The 26,033-nt window shown below is 64.8% G+C and carries 25 protein-coding genes; 16 read left to right on the top strand and 9 right to left on the bottom strand.

What is annotated here, in order from left to right; genetic code table 11:
• Positions 1-50 precede the first annotated feature (50 nt).
• Together ABWL39_RS09280 and ABWL39_RS09275 are read left to right on the top strand one after the other, a co-directional pair.
• Positions 51-935, top strand: coding sequence for an SDR family oxidoreductase (locus ABWL39_RS09280; RefSeq protein ID WP_367789510.1), 885 nt, complete (start codon positions 51-53; stop codon positions 933-935).
• A gap of 66 nt (positions 936-1,001) precedes the next feature.
• Positions 1,002-2,345 (top strand): DUF6445 family protein, encoded by a 1,344-nt coding sequence (locus ABWL39_RS09275; protein WP_367789507.1) that lies wholly within the window; start codon positions 1,002-1,004, stop codon positions 2,343-2,345.
• Positions 2,346-2,367: 22 nt separating this feature from the next.
• Here the strand turns inward: ABWL39_RS09275 and ABWL39_RS09270 are convergent, their stop codons facing one another.
• Positions 2,368-2,856 carry an Lrp/AsnC ligand binding domain-containing protein gene (locus ABWL39_RS09270; protein WP_367789504.1) on the bottom strand — a complete coding sequence of 163 codons (489 nt, stop codon included), beginning with the start codon at positions 2,854-2,856 and terminating at the stop codon, positions 2,368-2,370.
• A 128-nt stretch (positions 2,857-2,984) separates the two neighbouring features.
• Here ABWL39_RS09270 and ABWL39_RS09265 point away from each other — a divergent pair, with 128 nt between their 5' ends.
• A complete protein-coding gene (locus tag ABWL39_RS09265; RefSeq protein ID WP_367789502.1) occupies positions 2,985-4,295 on the top strand; it encodes a D-amino acid dehydrogenase in 1,311 nt (436 codons plus the stop codon).
• Positions 4,296-4,417: 122 nt separating this feature from the next.
• On the top strand, positions 4,418-5,497 hold the full coding sequence (gene alr / locus ABWL39_RS09260; RefSeq protein WP_367789498.1) for an alanine racemase: 1,080 nt from the start codon (positions 4,418-4,420) through the stop codon (positions 5,495-5,497).
• On the opposite strand, the gene ABWL39_RS09255 is transcribed toward alr, so the two are convergent.
• Complete coding sequence (locus ABWL39_RS09255) at positions 5,486-6,316, bottom strand: alpha/beta fold hydrolase (protein ID WP_367789495.1); 831 nt, start codon at positions 6,314-6,316, stop codon at positions 5,486-5,488. The two genes, alr and ABWL39_RS09255, sit on opposite strands and share 12 nt — an antisense overlap.
• 206 nt (positions 6,317-6,522) lie before the next feature.
• Between ABWL39_RS09255 and clpB the strand changes: the two genes are divergently transcribed.
• Positions 6,523-9,108, top strand: coding sequence for an ATP-dependent chaperone ClpB (gene clpB, locus ABWL39_RS09250; protein ID WP_367789492.1), 2,586 nt, complete (start codon positions 6,523-6,525; stop codon positions 9,106-9,108).
• 64 nt (positions 9,109-9,172) lie between these two features.
• Here clpB and ABWL39_RS09245 read toward each other — a convergent pair whose 3' ends face one another.
• Positions 9,173-10,348 carry a PEP-CTERM sorting domain-containing protein gene (locus ABWL39_RS09245; RefSeq protein WP_367789489.1) on the bottom strand — a complete coding sequence of 392 codons (1,176 nt, stop codon included), beginning with the start codon at positions 10,346-10,348 and terminating at the stop codon, positions 9,173-9,175.
• Between the two features lie 193 nt (positions 10,349-10,541).
• Here ABWL39_RS09245 and ABWL39_RS09240 point away from each other — a divergent pair, with 193 nt between their 5' ends.
• Positions 10,542-12,629 (top strand): Ig-like domain-containing protein, encoded by a 2,088-nt coding sequence (locus ABWL39_RS09240; protein ID WP_367789485.1) that lies wholly within the window; start codon positions 10,542-10,544, stop codon positions 12,627-12,629.
• Between the two features lie 525 nt (positions 12,630-13,154).
• Entirely contained in the window at positions 13,155-14,414 is a 1,260-nt protein-coding gene (locus ABWL39_RS09235) for an esterase/lipase family protein (RefSeq protein ID WP_367789482.1), read from the top strand.
• 76 nt (positions 14,415-14,490) lie between these two features.
• On the opposite strand, the gene ABWL39_RS09230 is transcribed toward ABWL39_RS09235, so the two are convergent.
• The 4 genes from ABWL39_RS09230 to ABWL39_RS09215 form a co-directional block, all read right to left on the bottom strand.
• Positions 14,491-15,849, bottom strand: coding sequence for an ATP-binding protein (locus ABWL39_RS09230; protein WP_367789479.1), 1,359 nt, complete (start codon positions 15,847-15,849; stop codon positions 14,491-14,493).
• 2 nt (positions 15,850-15,851) lie between these two features.
• Positions 15,852-16,526, bottom strand: a complete 675-nt coding sequence (locus ABWL39_RS09225) for a response regulator transcription factor (RefSeq protein ID WP_367789476.1) — start codon at positions 16,524-16,526, stop codon at positions 15,852-15,854.
• A complete protein-coding gene (locus tag ABWL39_RS09220; protein ID WP_367789473.1) occupies positions 16,523-16,768 on the bottom strand; it encodes a PepSY domain-containing protein in 246 nt (81 codons plus the stop codon). The genes ABWL39_RS09225 and ABWL39_RS09220 overlap by 4 nt, the downstream gene beginning before the upstream one ends.
• Positions 16,769-16,861: 93 nt before the next feature.
• Positions 16,862-17,389: a glycine zipper 2TM domain-containing protein gene (locus ABWL39_RS09215; protein ID WP_367789470.1), complete on the bottom strand. Its 528-nt coding sequence runs from the start codon at positions 17,387-17,389 to the stop codon at positions 16,862-16,864.
• Positions 17,390-17,709: 320 nt separating this feature from the next.
• On the opposite strand from ABWL39_RS09215, the gene ABWL39_RS09210 reads away from it, so the two are divergent.
• The 6 genes from ABWL39_RS09210 (at position 17,710) to ABWL39_RS09185 (ending at position 23,596) form a co-directional block, all read left to right on the top strand.
• Positions 17,710-18,945 (top strand): nucleoside recognition domain-containing protein, encoded by a 1,236-nt coding sequence (locus ABWL39_RS09210; RefSeq protein WP_367789467.1) that lies wholly within the window; start codon positions 17,710-17,712, stop codon positions 18,943-18,945.
• A gap of 105 nt (positions 18,946-19,050) precedes the next feature.
• Positions 19,051-20,853, top strand: a complete 1,803-nt coding sequence (locus ABWL39_RS09205) for a diguanylate cyclase (RefSeq protein ID WP_367789464.1) — start codon at positions 19,051-19,053, stop codon at positions 20,851-20,853.
• A gap of 550 nt (positions 20,854-21,403) precedes the next feature.
• A complete protein-coding gene (locus ABWL39_RS09200) occupies positions 21,404-21,835 on the top strand; it encodes a MarR family winged helix-turn-helix transcriptional regulator (protein ID WP_367789461.1) in 432 nt (143 codons plus the stop codon).
• 10 nt (positions 21,836-21,845) lie between these two features.
• Entirely contained in the window at positions 21,846-22,397 is a 552-nt protein-coding gene (locus ABWL39_RS09195) for a cytochrome b (RefSeq protein ID WP_367789458.1), read from the top strand.
• Positions 22,398-22,420: 23 nt separating this feature from the next.
• Positions 22,421-22,987 carry a YceI family protein gene (locus ABWL39_RS09190; RefSeq protein ID WP_367789455.1) on the top strand — a complete coding sequence of 189 codons (567 nt, stop codon included), beginning with the start codon at positions 22,421-22,423 and terminating at the stop codon, positions 22,985-22,987.
• A gap of 39 nt (positions 22,988-23,026) precedes the next feature.
• Complete coding sequence (locus ABWL39_RS09185) at positions 23,027-23,596, top strand: YceI family protein (RefSeq protein ID WP_367789452.1); 570 nt, start codon at positions 23,027-23,029, stop codon at positions 23,594-23,596.
• 106 nt (positions 23,597-23,702) lie between these two features.
• On the opposite strand, the gene ABWL39_RS09180 is transcribed toward ABWL39_RS09185, so the two are convergent.
• Positions 23,703-24,125, bottom strand: coding sequence for a MarR family winged helix-turn-helix transcriptional regulator (locus ABWL39_RS09180; RefSeq protein WP_367789449.1), 423 nt, complete (start codon positions 24,123-24,125; stop codon positions 23,703-23,705).
• A gap of 113 nt (positions 24,126-24,238) precedes the next feature.
• Between ABWL39_RS09180 and ABWL39_RS09175 the strand changes: the two genes are divergently transcribed.
• On the top strand, positions 24,239-24,814 hold the full coding sequence (locus tag ABWL39_RS09175; protein WP_367789446.1) for a YIP1 family protein: 576 nt from the start codon (positions 24,239-24,241) through the stop codon (positions 24,812-24,814).
• A gap of 44 nt (positions 24,815-24,858) precedes the next feature.
• Here the strand turns inward: ABWL39_RS09175 and ABWL39_RS09170 are convergent, their stop codons facing one another.
• Positions 24,859-25,296 (bottom strand): Rrf2 family transcriptional regulator, encoded by a 438-nt coding sequence (locus ABWL39_RS09170; protein WP_367789443.1) that lies wholly within the window; start codon positions 25,294-25,296, stop codon positions 24,859-24,861.
• A gap of 100 nt (positions 25,297-25,396) precedes the next feature.
• On the opposite strand from ABWL39_RS09170, the gene ABWL39_RS09165 reads away from it, so the two are divergent.
• Both ABWL39_RS09165 and ABWL39_RS09160 read left to right on the top strand, forming a co-directional pair.
• Complete coding sequence (locus tag ABWL39_RS09165; protein WP_367789440.1) at positions 25,397-25,726, top strand: metal-sulfur cluster assembly factor; 330 nt, start codon at positions 25,397-25,399, stop codon at positions 25,724-25,726.
• A gap of 37 nt (positions 25,727-25,763) precedes the next feature.
• On the top strand, positions 25,764-26,024 hold the full coding sequence (locus ABWL39_RS09160) for a DUF2249 domain-containing protein (protein WP_367789437.1): 261 nt from the start codon (positions 25,764-25,766) through the stop codon (positions 26,022-26,024).
• The last annotated feature ends 9 nt before the right edge of the window (positions 26,025-26,033 follow it).

The raw sequence follows: 26,033 nt of genomic DNA, 5'->3' as shown, positions 1-26,033 counted from the left end.
CCTTACTTCGGCGCGGCGCGGGCCGCGCGAACTCATTTAAACTGTAGCCCATGCAACGCATTCTCATCATCGGCTGCGGCGACATCGCCCTGCGCGTCGCCGCCCTGCTGCCCCCACGCCAGCGCGTGCTGGGCTTGATCCGCGATCCGGCCAAAGCCGCGCAGCTGCGCGCCGCGGGCATCGTGCCCGTCATCGGCGATCTCGATGCGCCGGCCAGCCTGGGCCGCCTCGCCGGCCTTGCCGACTGCGTGCTGCACTTCGCGCCGCCGCCCAATCAGGGCACCCGCGACCCACGCACGGGCCGCCTGCTTAACGCGTTGACAAAAGGCGAGATTTTACCACAGCGGCTGGTCTACATCAGCACCAGCGGCGTCTACGGCGATTGTGGCGGCGCCTGGGTGGACGAAACCCGCACCCCGCGCCCAAGCACCGATCGCGCCCGACGCCGGGTCGATGCCGAGCGGCAGATCCGCGCTTTCGGCCGGCGCAGCGGGGCCATCGTCAGCATCCTGCGCGTGCCCGGCATCTATACCGCCGGCCGCCTGCCCGAGGCGCGCATCCGCGCCGGATTGCCGGCCCTGCTGGCCGCCGAGGACGGCTATACCAACCACGTCCACGCCGACGACCTGGCCCGTGCCGCCGTGGCCGCGCTGTACCGTGGCCGCAACGGGCGCGTCTACAACGTAGTGGACGACGACCGCCTCAGGATGGCCGACTATTTCGACGCGGTGGCGGACCACCTCGGCCTGCCGCGCCCGCCACGGCTGCCGCGCGAGCAGGCCGCGCAGCAGCTGTCGCCGGCAATGCTGTCGTTCATGGATGAATCGCGGCGGCTGTCGAACCTGCGCGCGCGCAAGGGGCTGCGCTGGGTGCCGCGCTACCCGACCGTCGCCGACGGCATCGCCCACGATTCCCGTCTGCCCGCGCCTCGGTAGCGCCACCGATTCCAGCCCGTGCGGCCCCATGGCAGAATGGCCACGCCAAACCAGCCAGGGCCGATCATGGGTGAAAAGAAACGACGTCAGGCAGCATCGAGCAACGGGGCCGCGAGCCCCGCCGCAGACCGCTCACGCCACTGGATCGAACTCGGCCTGGCGGCGCACCGCGAGGGCCGCGCCGCCGATGCCATCGGCGCCTACCAGCAGGCGCTGCGCCTGACACCGGGCCACGCCGACGCGCAGGCTTACCAGGGGCTCGCGCTGTTCCAACTGGGCCAGCCGCAGGCCGGCATTGCGCTGATGCGCGAAGCCTGCGCGCGCAGCCCCGGGCATCGCGGCCATGCCTTCAACCTGGCGCAGGCGCTGGCCAGCTCGGGTGCGCCACTCGATGCGCTGGATGAATACCGCCGCGTGATCGCCCTCGCGCCGGGCGACACGGCCGCGCTCAGTGCCGCCGCCGGCCTAGCGCAGGCCCAGGGCATGGATGAGCAGGCGCTGAGCTGGCTCGAAGCCGCCCATGCGGCCGCGCCGGCCAATACCGGGCTGCTCGCGCAACTGGCCGAGCAGCAATATCGCGGCAACCGGCTGGAGGCAGCCGTCGCCAGCTGGCACGAAGCCGTGCGGCGCCAACCCGCGCTGCGCGAGCGCTCGAACCTCGGTTTTGCGCGGCCGGCGGCGAACACGCCCCCCAGCAGCCGGCTGCGATTCGGCGACATTCCCTCGTCCGGCCTTGCCAGCCAGGCTGACATCGACGGCTTCCAAGAAGCAAGCGACCTGCACATCATCGACGACCTGCTCATCGACCCGCTAGCCTACCGCGAGCAGGCCCTGGCCCTCGATTTCGAGGCATCACGCTACGCCGGGCAGAACTATCCGGGCCTGCAAACGGTGGGCCAGCCCTGCCAGGCCATCATGGAACGCATCGCCAGCGCACTGGGCCAGCCGATCAAATGGCGCTCGCCGGACAACGGCGTGTTCCGCGTCAGCCTCGCGGATTCGGTCGCGCGCACCGACATTCATGTCGACAACGAGCGCGGCAGCGCCTTCAACCAGTTCGCGGCGGTGCTCTACCTGAGCCTGCCCGAGCATTGCCAGGGCGGCACGACGTTCTGGCGCCATCAGCAGACGGGCTGGGAGCAACGGCCGACGCAGCAGCAGGTCGGGGCGGCCGGCTATGCCTCGTTCCAGTCCTTCCAGCACCGCTGGCTGCCGCGTGGGCAGGTCGCCGAATTCAATCGACTGAAGGCGCGGCGCGAAGGCTGGCAGCCCCTGCTGGAAGTGCCGATGCGCTTCAACCGGCTGGTGTTCTATCGCCATCACTTCTTCCACTCGATCAGCGATGTGTTCGGCAGCACGCCGGAAAACGGCCGCCTGGTGCAGCTGTTCGGCTTCGAGCTGCTGGCCTGAGCGCGCGCTGCGGCGGCCGGCCTCAGTCGGCGATCGGCAGCTCCAGGCCTTCCTTCACCTCTTCCATCACCACATAGCTGCGCGACTCGGTGGCACCCGGCAGGCGCAGCAGGATGTCGCCGAGCAGCTTGCGATAGAGCGACATATCGGCGATGCGCGCCTTGATCAGGTAGTCGAAATCGCCGGAGACGAGATGGCACTCCATGATCTCGGGCAGCTTGAGCACCTCGCGCTTGAAAGCCTCGAAGATCTCGTCCGATTTGCTGGCGAGCCTGAGCTCGACGAACACCAGCAATGCCGCATCCATCGCGACCGGGTTGAGGCGCGCGTAGTAGCCCATGATGGTGCCGTCGCGCTCCAGCCGCTTGACGCGCTCGCTGCACGGCGTGGCGGACAGGCCCACTCGTTCGGCCAGCTCGGTGATCGGGATGCGGCCCTCGTGCTGCAGGATGCGCAGGATCTTGCGGTCGAAGCGGTCGAGTTCCCTGACGCCGATATGGCGAGTTCTCATTTTTCACTCCATTAAAACAATTTTTCCAGCATTTCAACCAAATCAACACGCATCATTGGCAAATAACACCAACACATCATCAATATACTACGCCTTATCACTGTATGGTTTTTAGCGGAGTCGGCGACATGAAGGTTCTGGTTCTTGGTGGTGGTGTGATTGGCGTGAGCAGCGCGTATTTCCTGGCCAAGGCAGGGTGCGAGGTCACCGTCGTCGAGCGTCAGCCCGGCCCGGCACTCGAGACCAGCTTTGCCAACGCGGGCCAGATCTCGCCCGGCTACGCCGCGCCGTGGGCGGCGCCCGGCATTCCGCTGAAGGCGATCAAATGGCTGTTCCAGCAGCACGCCCCGCTGGCGATCCGCCCTGACGGCACGCTGCGCCAGCTCAAGTGGATGCTGGCGATGCTGGCTAACTGCAACGAGCCGCGCTACCACGAGAACAAGGGCCGCATGATGCGGCTCGCCGAATACAGCCGCGATGTCATCCGCCAGCTGCGTGCCGACACCGGCATCGGCTACGAGGGCCGCAGCCAGGGCACGCTGCAGATCTTCCGCTCGCAGGAGCAGGTCGATGGCGCCGCCAAGGACATCGCGGTGCTCAAGGAGTGCGGCGTGCCGTTCGAAGTGCTCGACCGCGACGGCTGCGCCAAGGCCGAGCCGGCGCTCAAGGCCGTGCGCGACAAGATCGCCGGCGGCCTGCGCCTGCCCAACGACGAAACCGGCGACTGCCAGCTGTTCACCACCGAGCTCGCGCGCATGGCGGCCGAGCTGGGCGTGGATTTCCGCTGGGGTGTGGACATCGACGAGCTGATGAGCGATAGCCGCCGCATCACCGGCGTGCGTGTCGGCGATGTCGTGCTCAAGGCCGACCATTACGTCGTCGCGCTCGGCAGCTACTCGCCCCAGCTCGTCTCCAGGCTGGGCCTCGATCTGCCGGTCTACCCGGTGAAGGGCTATTCGCTGACCATCCCGGTGCGCGACGAAGCCCGCACCCCGGTCTCGACCGTGCTCGACGAGACCTACAAGATCGCGCTGACGCGCTTCGACAACCGTATCCGCGTCGGCGGCATGGCCGAGCTGTCGGGCTACGACCTGAGCCTGAACCCGAAACGCCGTGCAACGCTCGAAATGGTGTGCAACGACCTGTTCCCGGGGGGGGGCGACATCGCAGCCGCAACCTTCTGGACCGGCCTGCGCCCGATGACGCCGGACGGCACGCCGATCATCGGCGCCACGCCGTATGCCAACCTGTCGCTCAACACCGGCCACGGCACGCTGGGCTGGACCATGGCTTGCGGCTCGGGCCGCCTGCTGGCCGACCTGATCACCGGCCGCACGCCGGAAATCAGCAGCGACGGCCTGTCGATGGCGCGCTATCGCAAGACCAGCCAGGCTGCGCCGGCAAAATTGCAGCCCGCGCACGCGATGGAAAGCCGCTAGGCTCTGGTAACATGGCTGCCGCGGCCTGGACCGCGGCAGCATCCACCTCGCCGGTGCGATAGCGCCGGTATCTGACGGGCCGCAACGGCCGGCCCCTCCCCATCCCCGATCAAGACCGAAACATGAGACCAGCACGCGTCATCGTCGATCTCGGCGCCTTGCGCCACAACTACCGCGTGGCCCGGCGCCATCACGCCGGGCGCGTGCTTGCCGTGGTCAAGGCCAATGCCTATGGCCATGGCGCCGTGCCCTGCGCCCGTGCGCTGATGGGCGAGGCCGATGGCTTTGCCGTGGCCTGCATCGAAGAGGCGCTGCAGCTGCGCGAGGCCGGCATTCAGAAGCCGATCTTGCTGCTCGAAGGCGTGTTCGAAGCGGGCGAGCTCGCACTGGTCAACGAGCACGATCTATGGCTCGCCGTCTCCACACCGGAACAGGTGGCAATGATCGAAGCCACGCCGGTAGCCAGGCCGCTCAATGCCTGGCTCAAGCTCGATACCGGCATGCACCGGCTGGGGCTCCTGCCGGCAGAGGCGCAAGCGATGCGCGAGCGGCTCGCAGCCAGCGGCAAGGTTGGTGAACTGCACTGGATGAGCCATTTCGCCAGCGCGGACGAGCTCGACCTGCCAACCACCGAACACCAGATCGAATGCTTCGACCAGGCCACGCGCGGCACGGGGCTCGAAGCCAGCCTGTCCAATTCGGCCGGCATCCTCGCCCATCCGCGCGCCCACCGCGACTGGGGCCGCGCCGGCATCCTGCTCTACGGCTCGTCGCCATTCGCCGAGCGCTCAGCGGCCGAGCTGGGCCTGCGGCCGGTGATGCGGCTCATGAGCCGGCTGATCTCGGTGCGTGAGCTGCCGGTCGGCGAGGCCGTCGGCTATGGCGGAACTTTCGTCGCCGACAAGCCGATGCGCGTCGGCACCGTGGCCTGCGGCTATGCCGACGGCTACCCGCGCCTGGCCGGCACCGGCACGCCGGTAGCTGTCGATGGCCGGCTGACGCGCCTCTTGGGCCGCGTGTCGATGGACATGCTGGCAGTCGACCTGACCGAGCTGCCCGATGCCCATGTCGGCAGCGAGGTCGAGCTGTGGGGCGAGACCGTGCCGGTCGATGCCGTCGCCAAGCGCGCCGGCACCATCTCCTACGAAATCCTCTGCAATGTGAAGCGCGCCCGCTTCGAGTGGGCCGACTCAGCCGACTGAGCCGGCCCGCGCGCCGGCTGCCGGCGCCAGCATCTCGGCCAGCAGCCGGCGGATGGTAGCGGCCGTCAATTCCGGGTACTCCATCGGGAACAGGTGGCTGCCGTCCACGCGCGTGCAGCGGATGCCATGGTGGCGCTGCATGTTGGCGATGTCGAGCGCGTGCACCAGGTGCGAATGCCGGCCGCCCATGAAGGCCGCCGGCACCTTGAGCTGATGCCGGTAGCGCGGGTAGGTGTGGGGCAGATGGCAATAGATCCAGTATTCGATGCCGGGGTCGAACTTGAGGCGCACCCCCTGCGCAGTCGGCACCGTGCCGTGTTCCACATAGTCACGCAGGCAATCCGCATCGAAATGGCGGAATAGCGGCTTGGCGCGGAAATAATCGTGGGCCTCTTCCACCGATGCCCACTCCGCCCGCCGCGTGCGGCACACCCCGGCCGGCGTGATGCGCTCCATGAAGCCGAAACGCTTGCCCAGCGCCAGCCCCGCCGACTTGAGTCGGCCCAGGATGGGCGAGTCGAGCAGGATCACCGCCTTGAACAGGTCCGGCCGCTGCACCGCAGTCAGGAAGGTCAGAAATCCCCCGAGCGAGTGGCCCACGCCGATCACCGGCCGGTCGTAGCGCGTCTCCAGGGTATCGATGAGCTGCTCGATCAGGTGCGGCCAGCCATCGGTGACCGGGTAGCGCGGGTCGTGCCCGATCGTCTCGATGAAGCCGACCTCGAAATCGCGCGCCAGATCGCCCAGCAGCTTGCGGTAGCTGCCGGCCGGAAAACCGTTGGCGTGTGAAAAATGGATGATGTCGCGCGTTGCGTCCAAAGCTGCCACCAGGGGTGCGGAATCAGCCACCAGCTTAGCGCCGGCGCTTCCCGCCTGTCATTGACCGCAATAGTGGCCTATGGTTGACCAAAGTCAACCGGAATGGCTTGAAAAGGCAATGGACTCCCCCATCTAGTTTTGCATGAACGATTTGGGTGCCTCGATCCGTCCGATCTGCCTGGCGCCTGCCCAATGGAGAACGACGCATGCGATTTGACAAGCTCACCACCAAGTTCCAGCAAGCGCTGGCCGATGCACAGAGCCTCGCGCTGGCCAACGACAACAGCTATATCGAGGCACCGCACCTGCTGCTGGCGATGATCAACGACAGCGAGGGCGGCATACCCTCGCTGCTGCAACGCGCCGGCGTCAACGTGCCGCCGCTGAAGACCGCGCTGGAGGCCGCGATCAAGCGCCTGCCGCAGGTCGAGGGCACTGGCGGCGAGATCAGCGTCTCGCGCGAACTCGGCAACCTGCTCAACCTCACCGACAAGCTCGCGATGAAGCGCGGCGACCAGTTCATCGCCAGCGAGTTGCTGCTGCTCGCCCTGCTCGAAGACAAGGGCGACACCAGCAAGCTGCTGAAAGAGAACGGCGCCACCAGGCAATCGCTGGAAGCCGCCATCGACGCCGTGCGTGGCGGTGCCAACGTGGGCAGCCAGGACGCCGAAGGCCAGCGCGAGGCGCTGAAGAAATACTGCCTCGACCTGACCGAGCGCGCGCGCCAGGGCAAGCTCGACCCGGTGATCGGCCGCGACGATGAAATCCGCCGCGCGATCCAGGTGCTGCAGCGCCGCACCAAGAACAACCCGGTGCTGATCGGCGAGCCGGGCGTCGGCAAGACCGCCATCGTCGAAGGCCTGGCGCAGCGCATCGTCAACGGCGAAGTGCCGGAGTCGCTCAAGCACAAGCGCGTGCTGGTGCTCGACCTCGCCGCCCTGCTGGCCGGCGCCAAGTATCGCGGCGAATTCGAGGAACGCCTGAAGGCCGTGCTGACCGACCTCGCCAAGGATGAAGGCAACACCATCGTCTTCATCGACGAGATCCACACCATGGTCGGCGCCGGCAAGGCCGAGGGCGCGATGGACGCCGGCAACATGCTGAAGCCCGCGCTGGCACGCGGCGAGCTGCACTGCGTCGGCGCCACCACGCTCGACGAATATCGCAAGTACATCGAGAAGGATGCCGCGCTCGAACGCCGCTTCCAGAAGGTGCTCGTCGACGAGCCCTCGGTCGAAGACACCATCGCCATCCTGCGCGGCCTGCAGGAAAAGTATGAGATTCACCACGGCGTCGAGATCACCGACCCGGCCATCGTCGCCGCGGCCGAGCTGAGCCATCGCTACATCACCGACCGCTTCCTGCCCGACAAGGCGATCGACCTGATCGACGAAGCCGCCGCGCGCATCAAGATGGAGATCGACTCCAAGCCCGAGGTGATGGACAAGCTCGACCGCCGGCTGATCCAGCTCAAGATCGAGCGCGAAGCGATCAGGAAGGAAAAGGACGAAGGCTCGATCAAGCGCATGGGGCTGATCGAGGAAGAAATCGGCAAGCTCGAGAAGGAATACGCCGACCTCGAGGAAATCTGGAAGGCCGAGAAGTCGCAGGTGCTCGGCAGCCAGGCCATCCGCGAGCAGATCGACAAGCTCAAGGGCGCGATGGACGAGGCCCGCCGCCGCGGCGACTGGCAGAAGATGAGCGAGATCCAGTACGGCGAGCTGCCCAAGCTCGAAGCCCAGCTCAAGCAGGCCGAGGCCAGCGAGGGCGAGGCCCAGGGCAAGCCCAGGCTGCTGCGCACCCATGTCGGCGCGGAAGAGATCGCCGAGGTGGTGAGCCGCGCCACCGGCATCCCGGTGAGCAAGATGATGCAGGGCGAACGCGAGAAGCTGCTCAAGATGGAAGACGTGCTGCACCAGCGCGTGGTCGGCCAGAACGAGGCCGTGACGCTGGTTTCCGACGCCATCCGCCGCTCGCGCTCGGGCCTGGGCGACCCGAACAAGCCCTACGGCTCCTTCCTGTTCCTCGGCCCGACCGGCGTGGGCAAGACCGAGCTGTGCAAGACGCTGGCCAACTTCCTGTTCGACTCGGAAGAGCACCTGATCCGCATCGACATGAGCGAGTTCATGGAGAAGCACAGCGTTGCCCGCCTGATCGGCGCGCCGCCGGGCTATGTCGGCTACGAGGAAGGCGGCTACCTGACCGAAGCGGTACGCCGCAAGCCGTACAGCGTGATCCTGCTCGACGAGGTCGAGAAGGCGCACCCGGACGTGTTCAACGTGCTGCTGCAGGTGCTCGACGACGGCCGCCTGACCGACGGCCAGGGCCGCACCGTGGACTTCAAGAACACGGTGATCGTGATGACCTCGAACCTCGGCTCGCAACACATCCAGGCCATGGCCGGCGACGACTACCAGGTCGTCAAGCTCGCCGTGCTGGCCGAGGTGAAGGGCTATTTCCGCCCCGAGTTCATCAACCGCATCGACGAGGTCGTGGTGTTCCACGCGCTCGACAACGCCAATATCAAGGCCATCGCCAGGATACAGCTGGCCAGCCTGATCAAGCGCCTCAACGCGATGGAAATGGGGCTCGACGTCACCGACGCCGCGCTCGACCAGATCAGCGAGGCCGGCTTCGACCCGGTGTACGGCGCGCGGCCCTTGAAGCGAGCGATCCAGAGCGAGATCGAAAACCCGCTGGCGAAGGAAATCCTGAGCGGCCGCTTTGCCGCCAAGGACATGATCGTGGTCGACGCCGAAGGCGGCAGGATCGTGTTCCGCAAGCCCGCCTGAGCGGGGATGGTGCCGTAATCAAAACAGCCGGGCATGCCCGGCTGTTTTTTGGCTTGCTTGCGAATCAACCGCGACGGCGACTGCGTGCGCGCCAGCCGACAACGGCCAGGCCGGCCAGCAGCATGGCGTAGGTTTGGGGTTCGGGGACGGGGGTAAGGACAAAAATGGCTTTATCAATTGTGCGATGATTCGTATCCAAATACGTGCCAGTCCCAATGATCACGCCGCGATCGTTGATATCCGTCGCAGCTTCCAAATGGGACCATCCCGGTTGACCTGCACCAGTAGAGAAAATTTGGTCCAAGTCCCATGTTTCCTCATTCTGCGTGAGAAATGCATGCCCACGATTGTTCACAAAAGACTGGCCAACAATGCTGCTAGAGGCATTGCTTCCCATTGCATGCGTTATCGCTCCTTCCACACCAGCTTTCAACACCGCTGCCGATCGTAAATCATAGGCAACATGGTTGTTGTTGTAATCAATCGAGTCAAAGAACGTCGCCAAGCCATTGTCATTGATAGCTGTTGCAGCTTTGCCGAAAATACCGATATCTGTATGAATGCCATTGTGGTCGACGATAAACCCCCTCGAAGAACCGCCGATCTTTGTCAACCCTGCATACATGTCATTATTTGCGATTGCCCATCCCTCGGTTGGAACTGGATTTGTCGGCGTCGGATTAAAGCCGGCGGTCAACATAGTAGGACTCAGTACACCAGGGGGAAAGGAAGAACCAATAGCTTGCCCGAGATTATTAATATCGCTCGCGGTACTTGTATTTTGGAAGTTACCTTGATGCAAGGACGTAGTCAAAAAGTGGCCATCGCTTAGCAACGACCATTCCGCCGCATGCTGCTTGCTATTTGAGGAAGAGGCCCATTCTGTCGAGTAGCCAACCATTTGGTCATTGTCATTCAGTGCATTAACGCGGTTATAGTTCCCGCCTCGTGCATCCAAAAATGGGAGATTAACTACATTCCATTTGCCATCGCTATTTTCGCTGGCCCAAAAAGCTCCCGCGTAAGTGCCGTTATTTACAAGATTCCCAGCGATATGCCCCTTATTGTTAATCGACACTAGATCGGCATAACTGCTACTGTTACTAGAAATTACTTGACCAGCCATATTCCTTACAACCTCAAGCCGATACTGACTCCTGAGGTCGACGGCATTTGCTGCCACTGGTAACAGCCCCATCACCAACGCGAGTAGCGCAACCCTATTTCGCTGTTTCATCATTTCTCCCTGATTTTCGATTTATGTAGAAAACGCAATGCCGGCCCTGCATGAAGCAAATTTAGTGCCATTGCTCTATGTCATTGTTCTAATTGGTGCGATCACCGTGCCAACCCACCGGCTGTAACCACGCCGACAGCCAAACATGCGCGCTTCGGTCTAGAATTCGAACACCTCAACCCAGACCAAGAACAAGATGACCCGACCCCCAGCGCACAGCTCCGAGTTTCCCGCCCAGCGCCCGTTCGCCACGCTGGCCTTGTGCCTGCTGCTCACCGCCTGCGGTGGCGGCGGCTCGGGCCCGAGCCCGTTTCCCGATGGTGGTGGCGGCAGCGGCAGCAGCGGTACGCCCAAGGTGGTCGCCAGCCTGAGCAGCACGACCTTTTCGGTTGATCAGCCGGCTACCGTGTCGGCGGTGCTGACCGATGCCAACGGCCGGCCAGTGGCGAACGAGATCGTCACCTTCTCGGCCGATGCGGCGCTGGTGAAATTTTCGCCGGCCAGCGGCACGGTGCTGACCGATGCCTCGGGCACGGCCAGGATCGGCGTCAGCCCGGTGGACATCAAGGCCCAGGGCGCCGCGCGCATCACCGTGTCGGCCAGCGTGGGCAGCAGCACCGTGACGCAGAGCCTGGCTTACCAGATCGGCGCGACGAGCATCCAGCTTGGCGCCCTGCAGCTCGGCACGGCGGCGCTGTCGGCCTATGGCACAACTGGCGTCAGCATCGCGGTGAGCGCCAACGGCCAGCCGGTCACCTCCCCCGTCGCCGTTAACTTCCACTCAGTGTGCGCCGACTCGGGCAAGGCCAGCCTCGATGCCAGCGCGCCGGTCGCCAACGGCGTGGCCAGCGCCACTTATACCGACAAGGGTTGCGCCGCCACCGACACCATCACGGCGACGATAGATGGCGTGGCACAGGCCCAGCAGGCAGGTCTGGCAGTGGCCGCGCCGGGCGGGGTATCGCTGCAATACGGCGCGGTGGCGCCGGCCGACGGCGTGATCGCGCTCAAGGGCTATGGCTCGGCGCAGCGCAGCGAATCGGCGCGCGTCACGTTCAAGCTCGTCGATGCGCAGGGCAATGCGGTGGCCGGGCAGGCGGTGAACTTCAGCCTCAGCACCACCGCCGGCGGCCTGCGTTTCGACAACGGCAATGCCACGGCGCAGGGCATCAGCAATGCGCAGGGCGAGGCGGTGGCAACGGTGCTGTCCGGCAGCCTGCCGACGCCGGTGCGCGTGATCGCCAGCAGCGGCGGGCTGTCGACGCAGTCGAGCGGGCTCTCGGTATCGACCGGCATTGCCGACCAGGACAGCTTCTCGCTGTCGGTCGAGGCCTTCAATCAGGATGCGTGGGACGTAGACGGTGTCGAGTACAAGCTCACGGTGCGGCTGGCCGACCATTTCAACAACCCGGTGCCCGATGGCACCTCGGTCAATTTCATCAGCAACGGCGGCCGCATCGGCAACGGCAGCACCGGCACCTGCCTGACCGTCGACAGCGGCTGCAACGTCAGCCTGTTCTCGCAGCAGCCGCGCGCCAGCAATGGCCGCGTGCAGATCACGGCCTACGCAATCGGCGAGCAGAGCTTTTACGACAAGAACGGCAATATCGTGCTCGACAGCGCCAGCGAGATGAAGGACGTAAACGGCAACAGCACGAGTGTCGGCGAGGCATTTCTCGACAACAATGAAGACCGCGTCTACACGGCGGGGGTCGATGTCCCGATCGACTTCAACGGCAATGGCGTCTACGACGGGCCGGATGGCCAGTACAAGGGCAGCCTGTGCCTGCAGAGCTCGGGGCTGTGTTCGACATCGAAGCTGATGCATGTGTTCGGGCAGACCACCGTGGTGTTCTCGGGCCATGTGCCGACGCTGAGCTTTGCCCAGAGCGGCGCGGGCTATCCCGATCTCGCCGCCACGCCGGTTCCGGTCAGCTGCAGCGGGCTGCCGACGACGGTGGCGCTGTACGCACGCGACGTCAACAGCAATATCCTGCCGGCCGACAGCACGGTGACCTTCTCCAAGACCGGCGATGTGCAGACCATGCAGCTGCAGGGCGTCACCACGCTGAACGTCGGCAATGGCGCGCCCAAGCCCGCCACGCGCGCGCTGGGCGCCACGATCTTTCCGTTCACGCTAGCCAGGAGCAGCGAGCTGAGCCCGGCGCAGTGCACCGCCGCGATCGGCACGACCGAGAGCGTCACGGCGCAGATCGAGGTCAAGAGCAGCACCGGCAACAACCAGACGTTCTCCATCACGCTGCCCGTCATTCTCAGCAACTGACCCCGGCAGCCAGCCGGCACGCCTGATCACAAGGCGTGCCGGCCCCCTCCCCCCGCATACCCGAAAGCCGTTTTGTCCAGGCAGGACAAGGGGTGTTTCGTTTCCGCAAAACCGCAAACATATGTATTTGATATTGAAAACAATATCGCACAAAATAGAGCAATCAATCTAAAAACACGGCAAACCCTTTCGCTTACGAACGAAAGCGGTTACTGCGTGCTAACCCGGCGCGCATCACAACATGGCAGTTGCCGGAATACCGGCGTTGAGGGGCTGGACGTCGTGATACGGCCAGCCGGCTGGACATGTCAGAACACAGAGGGCCGTGCCGCGATGAGCCAAGCAGCCATCGCGGCCAGATGCCCGATTCACGCACAGTCGCAAGCGTCACCACCGGGGGATTTGCCGCACAGGCCCCCGGCATGATGCGGCCGTCGCCGTGAACGGAGCCAATGCCCCGCCCGCCGATGGGCTTTGATCACGACACATCATTCGTGATTCAAACCTGTAGATGGAGAGATGGAGATGAAACAGACGTTTTCGCGCCTGACGCTGGCGCTCGTGCTGGCCTCGGGCATGGCGGCGGTCGCCAGCCCGGCATTCGCGGCCATCAACTACCCGGTGGTGCTGGTGCACGGCTTTGCCGGCTTCGGCCGCAACGAGGCGCTCGGCTACAAATACTGGGGCGGCCTGACCGATCTGCAAGAGACCGTGAAAGCGCAATATGCCGACCAGAAGGTGTATACCGCCGTGGTCGGCCCGTTCAGCTCTAACTGGGACCGCGCCACCGAGCTCTATTACCAGATCAAGGGCGGCTGCGTGGACTACGGCTCGGCCCACGCCCAGGCGCACGGCCACAGCCGCTACGGGCGCTGCTTCCCGGGGCTTTACCCGCAATGGGACGCGGCCCACCCGGTGCACCTGGTATCGCACAGCATGGGTGGCCAGACCACGCGCGCCCTGGTGCAGATGCTGGCAGCCAACGGTGCGCCCAACAACGCGGGCCTGTTCGGCAGCACACCGGTCAGCAGCCGCTGGGTGAAGAGCGTGACCACGATCTCGTCGCCCAACGACGGCACCACGCTGGCCAACATCATCACCGATTACGTGCCCTTCGTGCAGGGCCTGGTGGTGGGCATCGGCGGCCTCGCCGGCGCCAGCGACGCGACCACGGACAATGTCTACGACTTCAAGATGGACCAGTGGGACATCGCGCCCAAGGCAGCGGGGGAAACCTTCGGCAGCTACGTGTCGCGCGTGATGGCCTCGCCGCTGTGGAACAACAAGAACGTCAAGGACCTGAGCCCGTATGACCTGAGCCCCAAGGGCGCGGCCGACCTCAACGCCTGGGTGGCGGACCAGCCGAACGTGTACTACTTCAGCTATGCCACCAGGTCGAGCTTCACCGGCGCGCTGACAGGCTGGGAATATGCGCTGCCGACCGCCAACGTGCTGATCTCGGCGTTCCACGACCCGGGCTTCATGGGCAACTACACGCGCAACGAGGCGGGTTACCCGGTCATCGATTCGAGCTGGTGGAAGAGCGACGGCGTGGTCAACACCCGCGCCATGAAGGCACCGACGATCAAGGCTTGTGGCGCCGGCTTCTGCGCAACCGGCAGCGTGGTCAACGACATCTCGGGCGGCGGCGTGCCGCAAGTCGGCAAGTGGAACTACAAGGGCCTGATGGACGGCTGGGACCACCTGGACATCGTCGGCTGGACGCTGTTCTGGGATTCGACCTCGTGGTACAAGCAGCACATCGACCAGTTGCGCAGCCTGTAAGTGCGCCAATCCGGGCGGGGCGGCGCGCAGCTTGCGCCGTCACGGCACGGCGGACGGCCACCGCGGTGGCCGTTTTTCATGCGCCCGCGGTGGCCGTCAGGTACACCACGAACTGGCCGCCGTCGAGCATCTCGCTGCGCCCGACTTCGAGCCGGCCGCCATAGGCGTTGACGATATCGCTGACCAGCGACAGCCCGAGCCCGTGACCCGGCGCACGCTCGTCGGCACGCCCGCCGCGCGCGAGGATGGCCTTCGGGTCGGCCACGCCGGGGCCGTCATCCTCCACCCGCAGCACCAGGCTGCGCGGCGTGGCATCGACGGACACCTGCACCTGGCGCCGGCAGAACTTGCAGGCATTATCGAGCAGGTTGCCGAGCAGCTCGTACAGATCGCCCTTGTCGATGCGGCCCTGGGCGTCGGGCTTCATCTGCAGTGTCAGCTTGACGGCCTTGCTGGCGTACACCTTGGTCAGCGAGGTGATGATCTTCTCGATCTCGGGCTTCAGCAGCAAGGGCGGCTGCAGGCTGCTGGCGCCGGCGGTGGAGGCGCGCTGCAGCTGGTATTGCACGATCTGGTCCATGCGGCCGAGCTGTTCCTCGACGGTGTGGCTCAGGTTGCTGTCGTTGTCGCTCACCGCGTTGCGCAGCACCGCCAGCGGTGTCTTGAGGCTGTGCGCGAGGTCGCCCATGGCGGCGCGGTAGCGCTCCTGCTGGGCCCGCTCGCGATTGAGCAATTCGTTCAGGTTGGTGGTGAGGCCGCGCAGCTCATCGGGATAATCGCCACCGAGCCGTTCGCGCTCGCCGGTCTCGACTTCGCGCAGCTCGCGCGTGACGCGCCGCAACGGCGTCAGGCCCCAGCGCAGCACCACGAACTGGGTCAGCAGCAGCAGCGCGGCCATGCCGCCGAGCCAGCCCCACAGCGCGCCGCGATAGCGCCGCAGCAGCGCCTTGTACTCGGTCTCGTCCTCGGCCACGCTGAACGTCAGCACCACGTGGCGCTTGCCGACCTTCCACTTGACGCCGTAGCCGAGCACGAAGAATGGCTTGCCGGCCTTGTCGCGGCGCTCGGTGAAGATCTGCTCACCCGGCACGAGCGCGCGCTCGAACGGAATATCGAGGCCGACGGTCGAGTTGGATTGCCACTCGGTATCGGCATTGAGGTCGGCAATATTGGCGTAGAGCCCCGAGCCGGGCGAACTGAAACGCGGCTCGTTGAGCTGGGGCGGCATCTCGATGTGCCCCTTGGGATCGAGCTCGGCGGCACCGAGCAGCAGGTAGAGCTGGCCGATCAGGCGCTCGTGGCGCGCCTCGATGGCACTCTCGCGGAACGCCTTTTCCAGCGTCAGCGCCGTCAGCACCATGAATACCAGCAGGACGATCGTGGCGGCGGCCGAAATGCGGAAGCGGATCGAGCCCAGCCAACGTGGCGCCGTCATCGTCAGGTCAGCGCGAAGCGGTAGCCCCGGCCGCGCAGCGTCTCGATCGGCTGCAGCGTGCCGTCCGGATCGAGCTTCTTGCGCAGGCGGCCGATGATCACCTCGATCACGTTGCTGTCGCGCTCCTCGTCATGCGGGTAGAGGTAATCGGCCAGTTCATCCTTGGCCACCACCTTGTCGCGGTGTTTCACCAGGAATTCGAGCATGCGGTATTCGAACGTGGTCAGGTCGAGCTCGGCCTCGCCGCGCCACACCTTCTGCACCGCCCAGTCGAGCGCGATGCTGCCGAACTCGAGACGCGAGCTCTGCACCGTGCCGGCCGAACGCCGCAGCAGCGCACGCACGCGGGCCAGCAGCTCGGGAAACTCGAAGGGCTTGGTCAGGTAATCGTCGGCCCCGGCTTCGAGGCCTTCGACCTTTTCCTGCCAGCGGTTGCGCGCGGTCAGGATCAGGATCGGCAAGGTCTTGCCGTCGGCGCGCACGCGCTTGATCAGGTCGATGCCGGACAGCTTAGGCAGGCCGAGGTCGATCACCGCCGCGTCGAACGGATATTCGCCCGCCAGGTACAGGCCGTCGGCGCCATCGGCGGCGGCCTCGACAGTGAAGCCTTCCTTGACCAGTTGGCGGGTCAGGAACTCGCGCAGCAGCGGTTCGTCTTCGACGATCAACAACTTCATTCGACTGCTCCCGTATCACCATCGACCAGCACCACACGAATCTCGCCCTTGGCCGTCAGCACCTTAACGCGGTACACCTCCTGGCCGTTGCGTTCGATCTTGTCGATCGCCAGCACGCGCCCGCCGCCCGTGGCTTTCTGGGCGCGCACCACCGCCTCGTCGCGGCTGATGCGGGCGGCAAACGCCGGCTCGGCGACGAGCAGGCTGGCAATGAGCGCGAGGCACAGACCGGTCAAGCGCATGGGAGAAGTCCTCTATTCGTGCAAACGGGTATAGCCCCGCATTCTAGCAGGCGCGCGGCACGCTGCGGCAGCCGCGCATACGTGCGCCGGCACTCATTCCGGCTCGACCGACACGCGCACGCGCAGCTGGCGGCCGGGGTCGTTCGGCATCACCGTGGTATAGCGGTGGCCGCCGTATTCGTACACGACGCGGTAGCCGGTCAGGCGCGAGCTCCAGTCGTCGACCTGGCGGCAGCGGCGCACCTCGCGCGGCTCATCGTCGCGCTGGTAGCGGTTGTCGCCGTTGTCCACGCGGTCGCCGACCAGAGCGCCGATCACCGCGCCGGCAGCCGTGGCGGCCTCGCGGCCATGGCCCTTGCCGACCTGGTTGCCGATCACGCCGCCGGCCAGGCCGCCGATCACGGCGCCGCCGTAGCTGCGATCACCGCGATCGCTGTCGCGGCGCGAGCCGGACGAGATGTATTCGCTATGGCATTCGTCGCGCGGCGTGTTGACGCGCTCGTATTCGGGCGTGACGCTTTTCACGCGGGCATAGTCGGAAAACGCCGACGCATCGGCGGCAAAAGCATTGCCCACGGACAGGCTCAACAGGCTGGCAACAATGGCGATCGATTTGTTCATCTGGGTCTCCTCGGTGAAGGGATTCGTTATCGTTGTGCAGAGCATAGGCGCGGGCCACTGAACCAAAACTGAACATTGCCGCCGGGGCGACCGCCTTGCGCCGCGCCGGCACACCGTCCCACGCAGACAAGGTGATGCGGCGTGGCTTGACTGGCCCGCAGGCGAGGGCTACCGGGGCGCCTGCGCGGGCCCGGCAATCGCGCGCGCGGAAAGGAATCGATTATCATCTGCCTCGCGCTCCCCAAGGCCCGCCTCTCCGCACCGCCGCGACCGAGACGCCAACCCAACATCCCCGACGCGCCGACAGAAAGAACCACATCATGCTCAACGCCATCTGGGCGGGCTTCATTCTCATCGCCTTTGTCGCGGCGCTGATCCAGGCCACGCTGTTCGGCCAGCAGGAAATCTTCGGCGCACTGACGCGCGCCATGTTCGATTCCGCCAAGTCCGGTTTCGAAATCGCGCTCGGGCTGACCGGGGTGATGACGCTGTGGCTCGGCATCCTCAACATCGGCGAAAAGGCAGGCTACATCCAGCAGCTGGCGCGGCTCCTGGCGCCGCTGTTCCGCCGCCTGTTCCCCGAGGTGCCGGCCGGGCACCCGGCGCTGGGCAGCATGACGATGAACATCGCCGCCAATATGCTGGGCCTCGACAATGCCGCCACACCGCTCGGCCTCAAGGCCATGCAGGAACTGCAGGAGCTGAATCCGGCAAAGGAGACGGCCACCAATGCGCAGATCCTGTTCCTCGTGATCAATACGGCGGCGGTGACGGTGTTCCCGGTGACGGTGTTCGCCTACCGTGCGCAGATGGGGGCGGCCAACCCCGCCGATGTGTTCATTCCGATCCTGCTTGCCTCGTTCGCCGGCACCGTGGCCGGCGTGCTGGTCACCGGCCTGATCCAGCGCCTGCCCTTGTTCGACCCGGTGGTGCTGGCCTGGCTCGTGGGCCTGTCGCTGCTCATCGGCGGCACAGCGGCCTGGTTCATGCAGATGACGGCGCTGGAAATGCAGGCGCGCTCGGCCCTGGTCAGCCATCTGCTGCTGATGTCGCTGATCGTCGTTTTCGTCGGTGGCGCCTGGCTCAAGGGGGTGAACGTCTACGAGGCATTCGTCGAAGGCGCGAAGGGCGGTTTCGACACGGCGGTACGCATCATTCCCTACCTGATCGCCATGCTGCTCGCCATTGCGCTGCTGCGCGCCAGCGGTGCGCTAGAGCTGGCGATATCGGCATTGCGCGCCGCCGTGGCGGGCACCGGCTTCGACGCGCGCTGGGTCGATGCGCTGCCCACGGGCATCATGAAGACGCTCTCCGGCAGCGGGGCGCGAGCCATGATGCTCGATACGCTGAAGACGCATGGTGCCGACTCCTTCGTCGGCCGGCTGGTGTCGATCATCCAGGGATCGAGCGAGACGACCTTCTACGTGCTGGCCGTATATTTCGGCTCGGTCGGCATCCGCAATACCCGCTATGCCGCTGCCTGCGGCCTGTTTGCCGACCTGGTCGGCTTCGCCGCCGCGGTAGGCGTGGCCTACCTGTTTTTCGGGCATGCATGAGGCCTAGTCGGCTATAGTAGATAGGGTCTCACCTATCTCCTGACGATGCCCACATCTCAATCAGCGAATACCGAGCCCATCCCCCACGCCCATCAGCCACGCTGGATGGTGATCGCACTGCTCGTGATATTTGTCGTGATGATCGGCGGCTCCACCCTGTTCATGCTGGAGCGTTCCTATCGCGAGACGCTGTCGCGCTCCCGTACCGCAGTGGAAAACCTCGCCGCGCTGCTCGAACGGCAGCTGGCGATCGTCATCCATGAGGTCGATCTCGTGCTGATCGATATCGCCGACGAACTGAACGTCGACGATCTGCAAGGCTCGGCCAAGCTTGAAGCCACGCTGAGAGAAAAGCTGAAGACGCTGCCGCAGGGGCGCAACATCCTCGTCATCGGCAAGGATGGCCACGTCCTCGCGGCCGCCCGGCATTTGCCCACCACACCGGCCTCGCTTGCCGGCACCGCGGACATGCAGAAGCTGAGCCAGCTCGAAGCCTCGTCGACGGTGGTTTCGGGCGTGCTGCCGCTGGGCCACGGCGACTACGGCGTGGTCGCGCTACGTCGCCTGATCAACAACGGGCAGTTCATGGGCGCCGTGATCATCAGCCTGAACAGCAGCTATTTCGACCAGGCCATCCAGCCGATCTCGGTCGGCCGGCACGGGTTCGTCTCCATCCGCGACAACGACCTGCGCTGGCTCGCGCGCCGCCCCTCCCGGCCAGACCTGATCGGCCACGCGCTGCAGAGCGACACCGCCCTGCGCGAACAGGTGGAGCATAGCCGGGAAGGCAGCTACATCACCACGTCGCCGGTTGACGGCGTGGAGCGCATTACGGCCTACCGCGTGGTGAAGGAGTATCCGTTCATCGCCATCGTCGGCCTGTCGCTCGACGATGAGCTCGCCACCTGGTACCGGCTGGCCTGGATCTACGCCTGCTTCAACACCCTGCTGCTGATGCTGGCGCTGGCGATTGCCTACATCTTCTGGCGCGACCAGTTGACGGCCGCGCGGCTGATCAGAAGCCAGCGGGAGCTGCGCGAGAGCGAGGAGCAGCTACGGCTGATCACGCGCACGGCCCCCTTCCCGCTGATCATCGTCGCCCCGGACGATTGGTCGCTGCTCTACCTGAACCTGCGCGCGCGCGAGCTGTTCCGCACCACGCAAGATGGGCTCGAAGGCCTGCCGGTGCTCGAATACTTCGCAGAGGAAGGCGAGCGCGACCGCGTGCGCCAGCTGCTCGCCGAGCAGGGCAGCCTGCGCGACCAGGAGACCGAGCTGCTGCGCATGGATGGCACCCGCTTCTGGGCACTGGTCTCGGTCAACATCACCCATTACAACGGGCTGGACAGCATCCTCATCGCCATCAACGACATCACCGAGCGCAAGCAGCTCGAGGCGTCGCTGCTGCAACAGGCGCTGACCGACAGCCTGACCGGGCTTGCCAACCGCCGCGGCTTCATGGCCAAGGCGGCGCTAGAAGTCCAGCGCTCACGCCGCTTCGACCACCCCTTGTCGCTGCTGATGCTCGATATCGACCATTTCAAGCGCATCAACGACAGCCTGGGCCACCCGGTCGGCGACATGGCGCTGCAGGCGCTGGCCGGCAGCTGCCTGCGCACGATGCGGCAGATCGACGTCATCGGGCGCCTCGGCGGCGAGGAGTTCGGGCTGCTGCTGCCAGAAACCGGTGCAGCGAACGCAGCACAGGTCGCGGAACGGCTACGCGAAGCGATCGAAGCGCTGCGCATCCCGCTGCAGGAGGGCGATCCGTTGCGCTTCACCGTCAGCATCGGCGTGACGACGCTGAAGGCGAGCGACGGCACGCTCGACGCGCTGCTGATCCGCGCCGACCAGGCGCTCTACCGCGCCAAGAACGAAGGCCGCAACCGCGTCGTGGCGGCAGCCTGATTCATCCGTATTGGCACTCCCCGTGCCGGCCTGACGGGCCGTCAGCCCATTCCAGCCGCCACATCTCAGCGGGCTCGGCCCCATCGACCCCGCCCATCGCCAACGGACGCGCGCAACGCGCCGGCCTGCTCACCTGCTCACCTGCATGCCCCTTGCCCTCAGCCAGCTCGCCGCCATGAATCCACGCGCACGGGCCTTGATCGCGCAGCAGTGGCAAAGTGCGGACAGCAAGGGCACGGCCGCCAGGCCCCATCGGCCAACGCTTCCGGAACAGCCGCCTGGTGCGGCCGTTTCCGTTTCATCTGAAATCAGCCTGGGCTATAACCATGGGGGACAGCCATCGTTGGCTGCCATTCAATATTTTTGAGCCAACCATGACTTTCATCCGCTGAATTGCTTGCCTCGCTGCGCAATGCCTGCCAAGAGCCGGATTAACATTGCCTTTCCGTCATAACAAGCATTCGGAATTTTTGAACAAATTAGTCGGAACTTCTCGTTTGCTGAATTGTTCTAATCGCAACTATCATCACTTCAGCCAATCGAGCCCCCAATGAGCCGAGAGAGATTTTTGCCTGTTTTACGTGAGCTCGTGCGTTGTTACCAAGCCTTCGAACTGCGCTCCGGCCGCCATGTCCGCGAGCTTGGCCTGACGCCGGCCCAGTTCGACATCATCGTCACGCTCGGCAATACACCGGGCATGAGTTGCGGTGAGCTGGGCGAGCGCACGCTGATCACCAAGGGCACGCTGACCGGCGTGATCGACCGGCTGGAAGACAAGGGGCTGGTGGTGCGAGAGACCTCGCAGCAAGACCGGCGCAGCATTTTCGTGAAGCTGACGCAGTTGGGCGAACACATGTTCGAGCAGGTGTTTCCGGCTCATCTCGCCCACTTGCGCCAAGGCTTCGAGCAGTTTGACGACACCGAGCTGGCCGGCTTCCGCGAGATGCTGGCCCAATTGAAAACCGCATTTCCCAACCCATGACGAGGATGGCATGAGCAAGACACGAGACAGTTACGGCGGCATCCAGATCGGCCTGCACTGGTTGATGGCCCTCATCATCATCGCGGCCTGGATCGTCGGTCAGGTCATGGGCGACATGCACCTGTCGCCGACCAAGTTCAAGGTGATCTCGTACCACAAGTGGGCCGGCATCACGGTGCTGATCCTGGCTTTCCTGCGCGTGGCCTGCCGTGTCGGCATGGGCGCACCGGCCGAACCGGCCTCGCTGCCGACATGGCAGCGCATCGCAGCCGCCGCAACCCATCACCTGCTGTACCTGCTGATGTTCCTGATCCCGCTCACGGGCTGGCTCATGAGCTCCGCCAAGGGCATCCCCGTCGTCTATTTCGGCGTGCTGCCCCTGCCCGATTTCATTGCCAAGGACGAGTCGCTGGCGCATTTCTTCAAGGAAACACATGAAATGCTCAACAACGGCCTGGTCGTGCTGCTGCTCGCCCATGTGGGCGCCGCGCTCAAGCATCACTACATCGACCGCGACGACATCCTGACGCGCATGGTGCCCGGCCTCAAGCGCCGCACCTGACAACCCTCACGAAAGGTCACCCCATGTTCAAACGTCTTACCCTGATTGCCCTCGCCAGCGCGACCGTGCTCGGCGCCAGCTACGCGCAGGCCGCCCAGCAGCTGGTGCCGGCAAAGAGCGAGGTGCGCTTTGCCTTCCGCCAGATGAATGCGCCCATCGAGGGCCGCTTCCGCAAGCTCAGCGGCACCGTCGATTTCGATCCGGCCAAGCCGCAGGCGAGCAAGGCAGACATCATCGTCGACATCGGGTCGATCGATCTCGGCAACCCGGAAGGCGAAACCGAGGCGCGCGGCAAGGGCTTCTTCAATGTCCCGCTGTTCCCACAGGCACGTTTCACCGCCGCGAGCTTCAAGCCGCTCGGCAACAACCGCTTCGAGGTCAGCGGCAAGCTGACCATCAAGAATGTCAGCAAGGACATCGTCGTGCCGTTCACCATCAAGCCGGAAGCCGGTGGCGCGATGACCGCAGAAGGCGCCTTCCCCCTGAAACGTCTGGCCTTCAAGGTTGGCGAGGGCGACTGGGCCGATACCGATACCGTGGCAGACGACGTGCAGGTCAAGGTTCGCCTGAGCCTGGCGCCGGCCAAATAACCCTTACCCCAGCAACACGCTTACCCACTAGGAGCACACATGAAGCACGCATTGATCGCCGGCGCACTGTCGGCGCTGATCGCCGCCCCCGCCTTTGCCGCCCAGGAAACCTACCTGCCGGACCCAAGCCACACCTACGCCAACTTCTCGGTCAACCACATGGGCCTGTCCACCGTCCATGGCCGCTTCAACAAGAGCGATGGCAAGATCCTGCTCGACCGTGACGCCAAGACCGGCAGCATCGACATCGCCATCGACACCAAGTCGATCGATACCGGCTGGGCCAAGCGCGACGAACACATGCGCGGCGGCGACTTCTTCAGTGCGGAAAAATTTCCGACCATGAACTACAAGTCGACCAAGCTGACCTTCAACGGCGACAAGCTGGTCAAGGTCGATGGCGAGCTGACGCTGCTTGGCGTCACCAAGCCGCTCAGCCTCGACGTCACCAGCTTCACCTGCACCAGCCACCCGATGACCAAGACCCCCGTCTGCGCGGCTGACGCCACCGCCACGCTGAACCGAAGCGATTTCGGCATGAAGGCCTATGTGCCGGCGATCAGCGACCAGGTCGTGATCAACATCGGCATCGAAGCCTTCAAGCAGTAAGCGGGCGTCGCCCCACGGCCCGCCCACTGGTCGCCTGGTGTCAGCCAGACCCAGATACACAAGGCCCCGGCATCTTGCCGGGGCCTTGTGTATTACATGCGCCACATCAAGCGTCATCGACATCCGGCGGCATCAGCTTGCCGCGCAACAGCCGGATCTCATCGCGATGCAGGGCAGCGAGCTCGGCCACATGCTGGCGCCCGAGCCCGGTCAGGTGAATCTCCACCTGCCGCCGGTCGCGCTGCCCCGTCCGGCGCTCGACCAGGCCCAGCTCCTCGCACCGGCTGACCAGCGCCACCACGCCATGGTGCTGCGACTGCAGGCGCTCGGCCAGCTCCCCCACCGTCGCCCAGTCGCGCCCCGGATAGCCCTGCACATGCAGCAACAGCTGGTATTGCAGCGGCGTCAGCCCGTGCGCGCGACACACCTCCTCACTGAAGCGCAGGAAGACCCGCAACTGGTAGCGAAATTCCGACAGCAACTCGTAATCGTGTTTCTCGAACACATCGGCGTGGAGGATTGAACTCATTTCTTGATTTAATATCATAGCGTGATACATTTCAAATACGGGGCGGCGGCATTGTAGCGCCACCCGGATCGTGCGCCACGCGGCGCAGCCCAGTCACGAACAGGAGGTGAGTTGTGAAATTGTCTGCTTATCCCAGAATGATGTTCTCTTTTCACGATGGCTGGGACGAACTGCACCGGCAACCACCCACGGTCATCAGCGTCATGCTCAAGCTCGTCCTGCCGTTCTCGCTGCTGCCCGCGCTGATGATCCTGTATGCGGGCCATGCCAATGGCAGTTACTACAGCGCGGGCTCTGACCTGACGCGCTGGGAAGACGCGGCTTCGCTGTTCCTGGTCGCCGAGCTGGCAACCGTGCCGCTGATGGCTTGGGTGCTGCAAAGCATCGCCGGCACCAAGGGGCTGAAGGCGCAGTATCACGATAGCTTCCTGCTTGCCGCGAGTGCAGCGCTGCCCTTGTGGCTGTCCAGCCTGGTGCTGTTCGTGCCGAATCTGGCATTCAACCTCGTGGGCGCCCTGTTGGGTCTGGTCGCTTCGTTTGCAGTGCTCTATCACGGCCTGCCGTCGATGTTCGGTACCGATGAGGACATCGAGTCGATGGACCTGGCCTACAGCGCCCTGTCGGCGGGTGGCGCGGCCTGGGCCATTCTCGTGGCACTGGTCTTGCTGCCGCTGTTCGGCGGCCTGTAGCCCGTTTAACCAATGGCAACCGGCGGCCCCCTGTGGCCGCCTTGTCATGTCTGGCGTATCAGGATGGCCTGCAGGCTTTGCGGCTGTGCCACCAGGTCCGCCAGCGTATAGTCGTCCAGCGTGCTGTAGAGCGCCTCGAAGGCCTTGACGAGCACCGCCGTCAGCCGGCATACCGGGGCGATGCAGCAGGCGCCCGGCTCGCCCGACAGGCATTCGACGATCGGTGCCGCCCCTTCGCTCGCTCGCACCACCGCGCCGAGCCGTATCGTTTCCGGCGCGCACGCCAGCCGGATACCCCCGCCCTTGCCACGCACCGACTCGACCAAGCCGCCGCGCACCAGCTGGTGCACGACCTTCATCAGGTGATTCTCCGAAATGCCATAAGCCGCCGCGATCTCCGGGATCGTCGCCAGGCGCCCGCGCTCCACGGCGAGGAACATCAGGACACGCAAGGTGTAGTCGGAGAAGGTGGTGAGTTTCATGAGTCGCACCCAATAAGATGTATAAAAAATATTGCTTAAAGATTCGCGCGGTGATACATTAAAGCCACATAAATAATACATCTTTAGATGAGAACACACCATGACCACTCAAGCCGATGATGCCAAGCAGGAACAGGAACGCGTCCGCGATCTGCTCACCCAGGTCATCGATCCCGAGGTCGGCGTCAATATCGTCGATCTCGGGCTCGTCTATCGCATCGAGTCGCTCCCCGAGCACATCCTGATCGAAATGACGATGACGTCGCCAGCCTGCCCGATGGGCGAAATGATCATGGATGATGTCGAAGCGGCGCTGACGCGCGGCATCCCCGAAACCCGCGATATCCGCGTGCATCTGGTGTGGGAACCACCCTGGACGCCCGCGATGATGAGCGCGGACAGCAAGCAGCATTTCGGCTGGCGCAGCTGACGCCAGCTTTTCGTCCCACCCGCAAGGAGCCTGAAACATGAGCGAAGCCACCACGTTCAACGCCACCATCGATGTTCGCCCGATTCCGCCGCGCGAACGCCACCCGCTGATCTTCGGTACCTTCGACCAGCTCGGGGCTGGCGAGGCGCTGCTGTTGATCAACGATCACGATCCCAAGCCGCTGTTCTATCAATTCCAGGCCGAAGCCAACGGGCAATTCACTTGGGACTATCTGGAAAACGGCCCCGACGTTTGGCGCGTACGCATCGGCAAGGCAGCACAGGCCGACACTCACTGAGCACACGGA

It is taken from the genome of Chitinivorax sp. PXF-14 (genome assembly GCF_040812015.1).
GTDB lineage: Bacteria > Pseudomonadota > Gammaproteobacteria > Burkholderiales > SCOH01 > JBFNXJ01.
The sequence above is the reverse complement of the archived record's forward strand: the minus strand, read 5'-3'. Positions and strand labels throughout refer to the sequence as shown.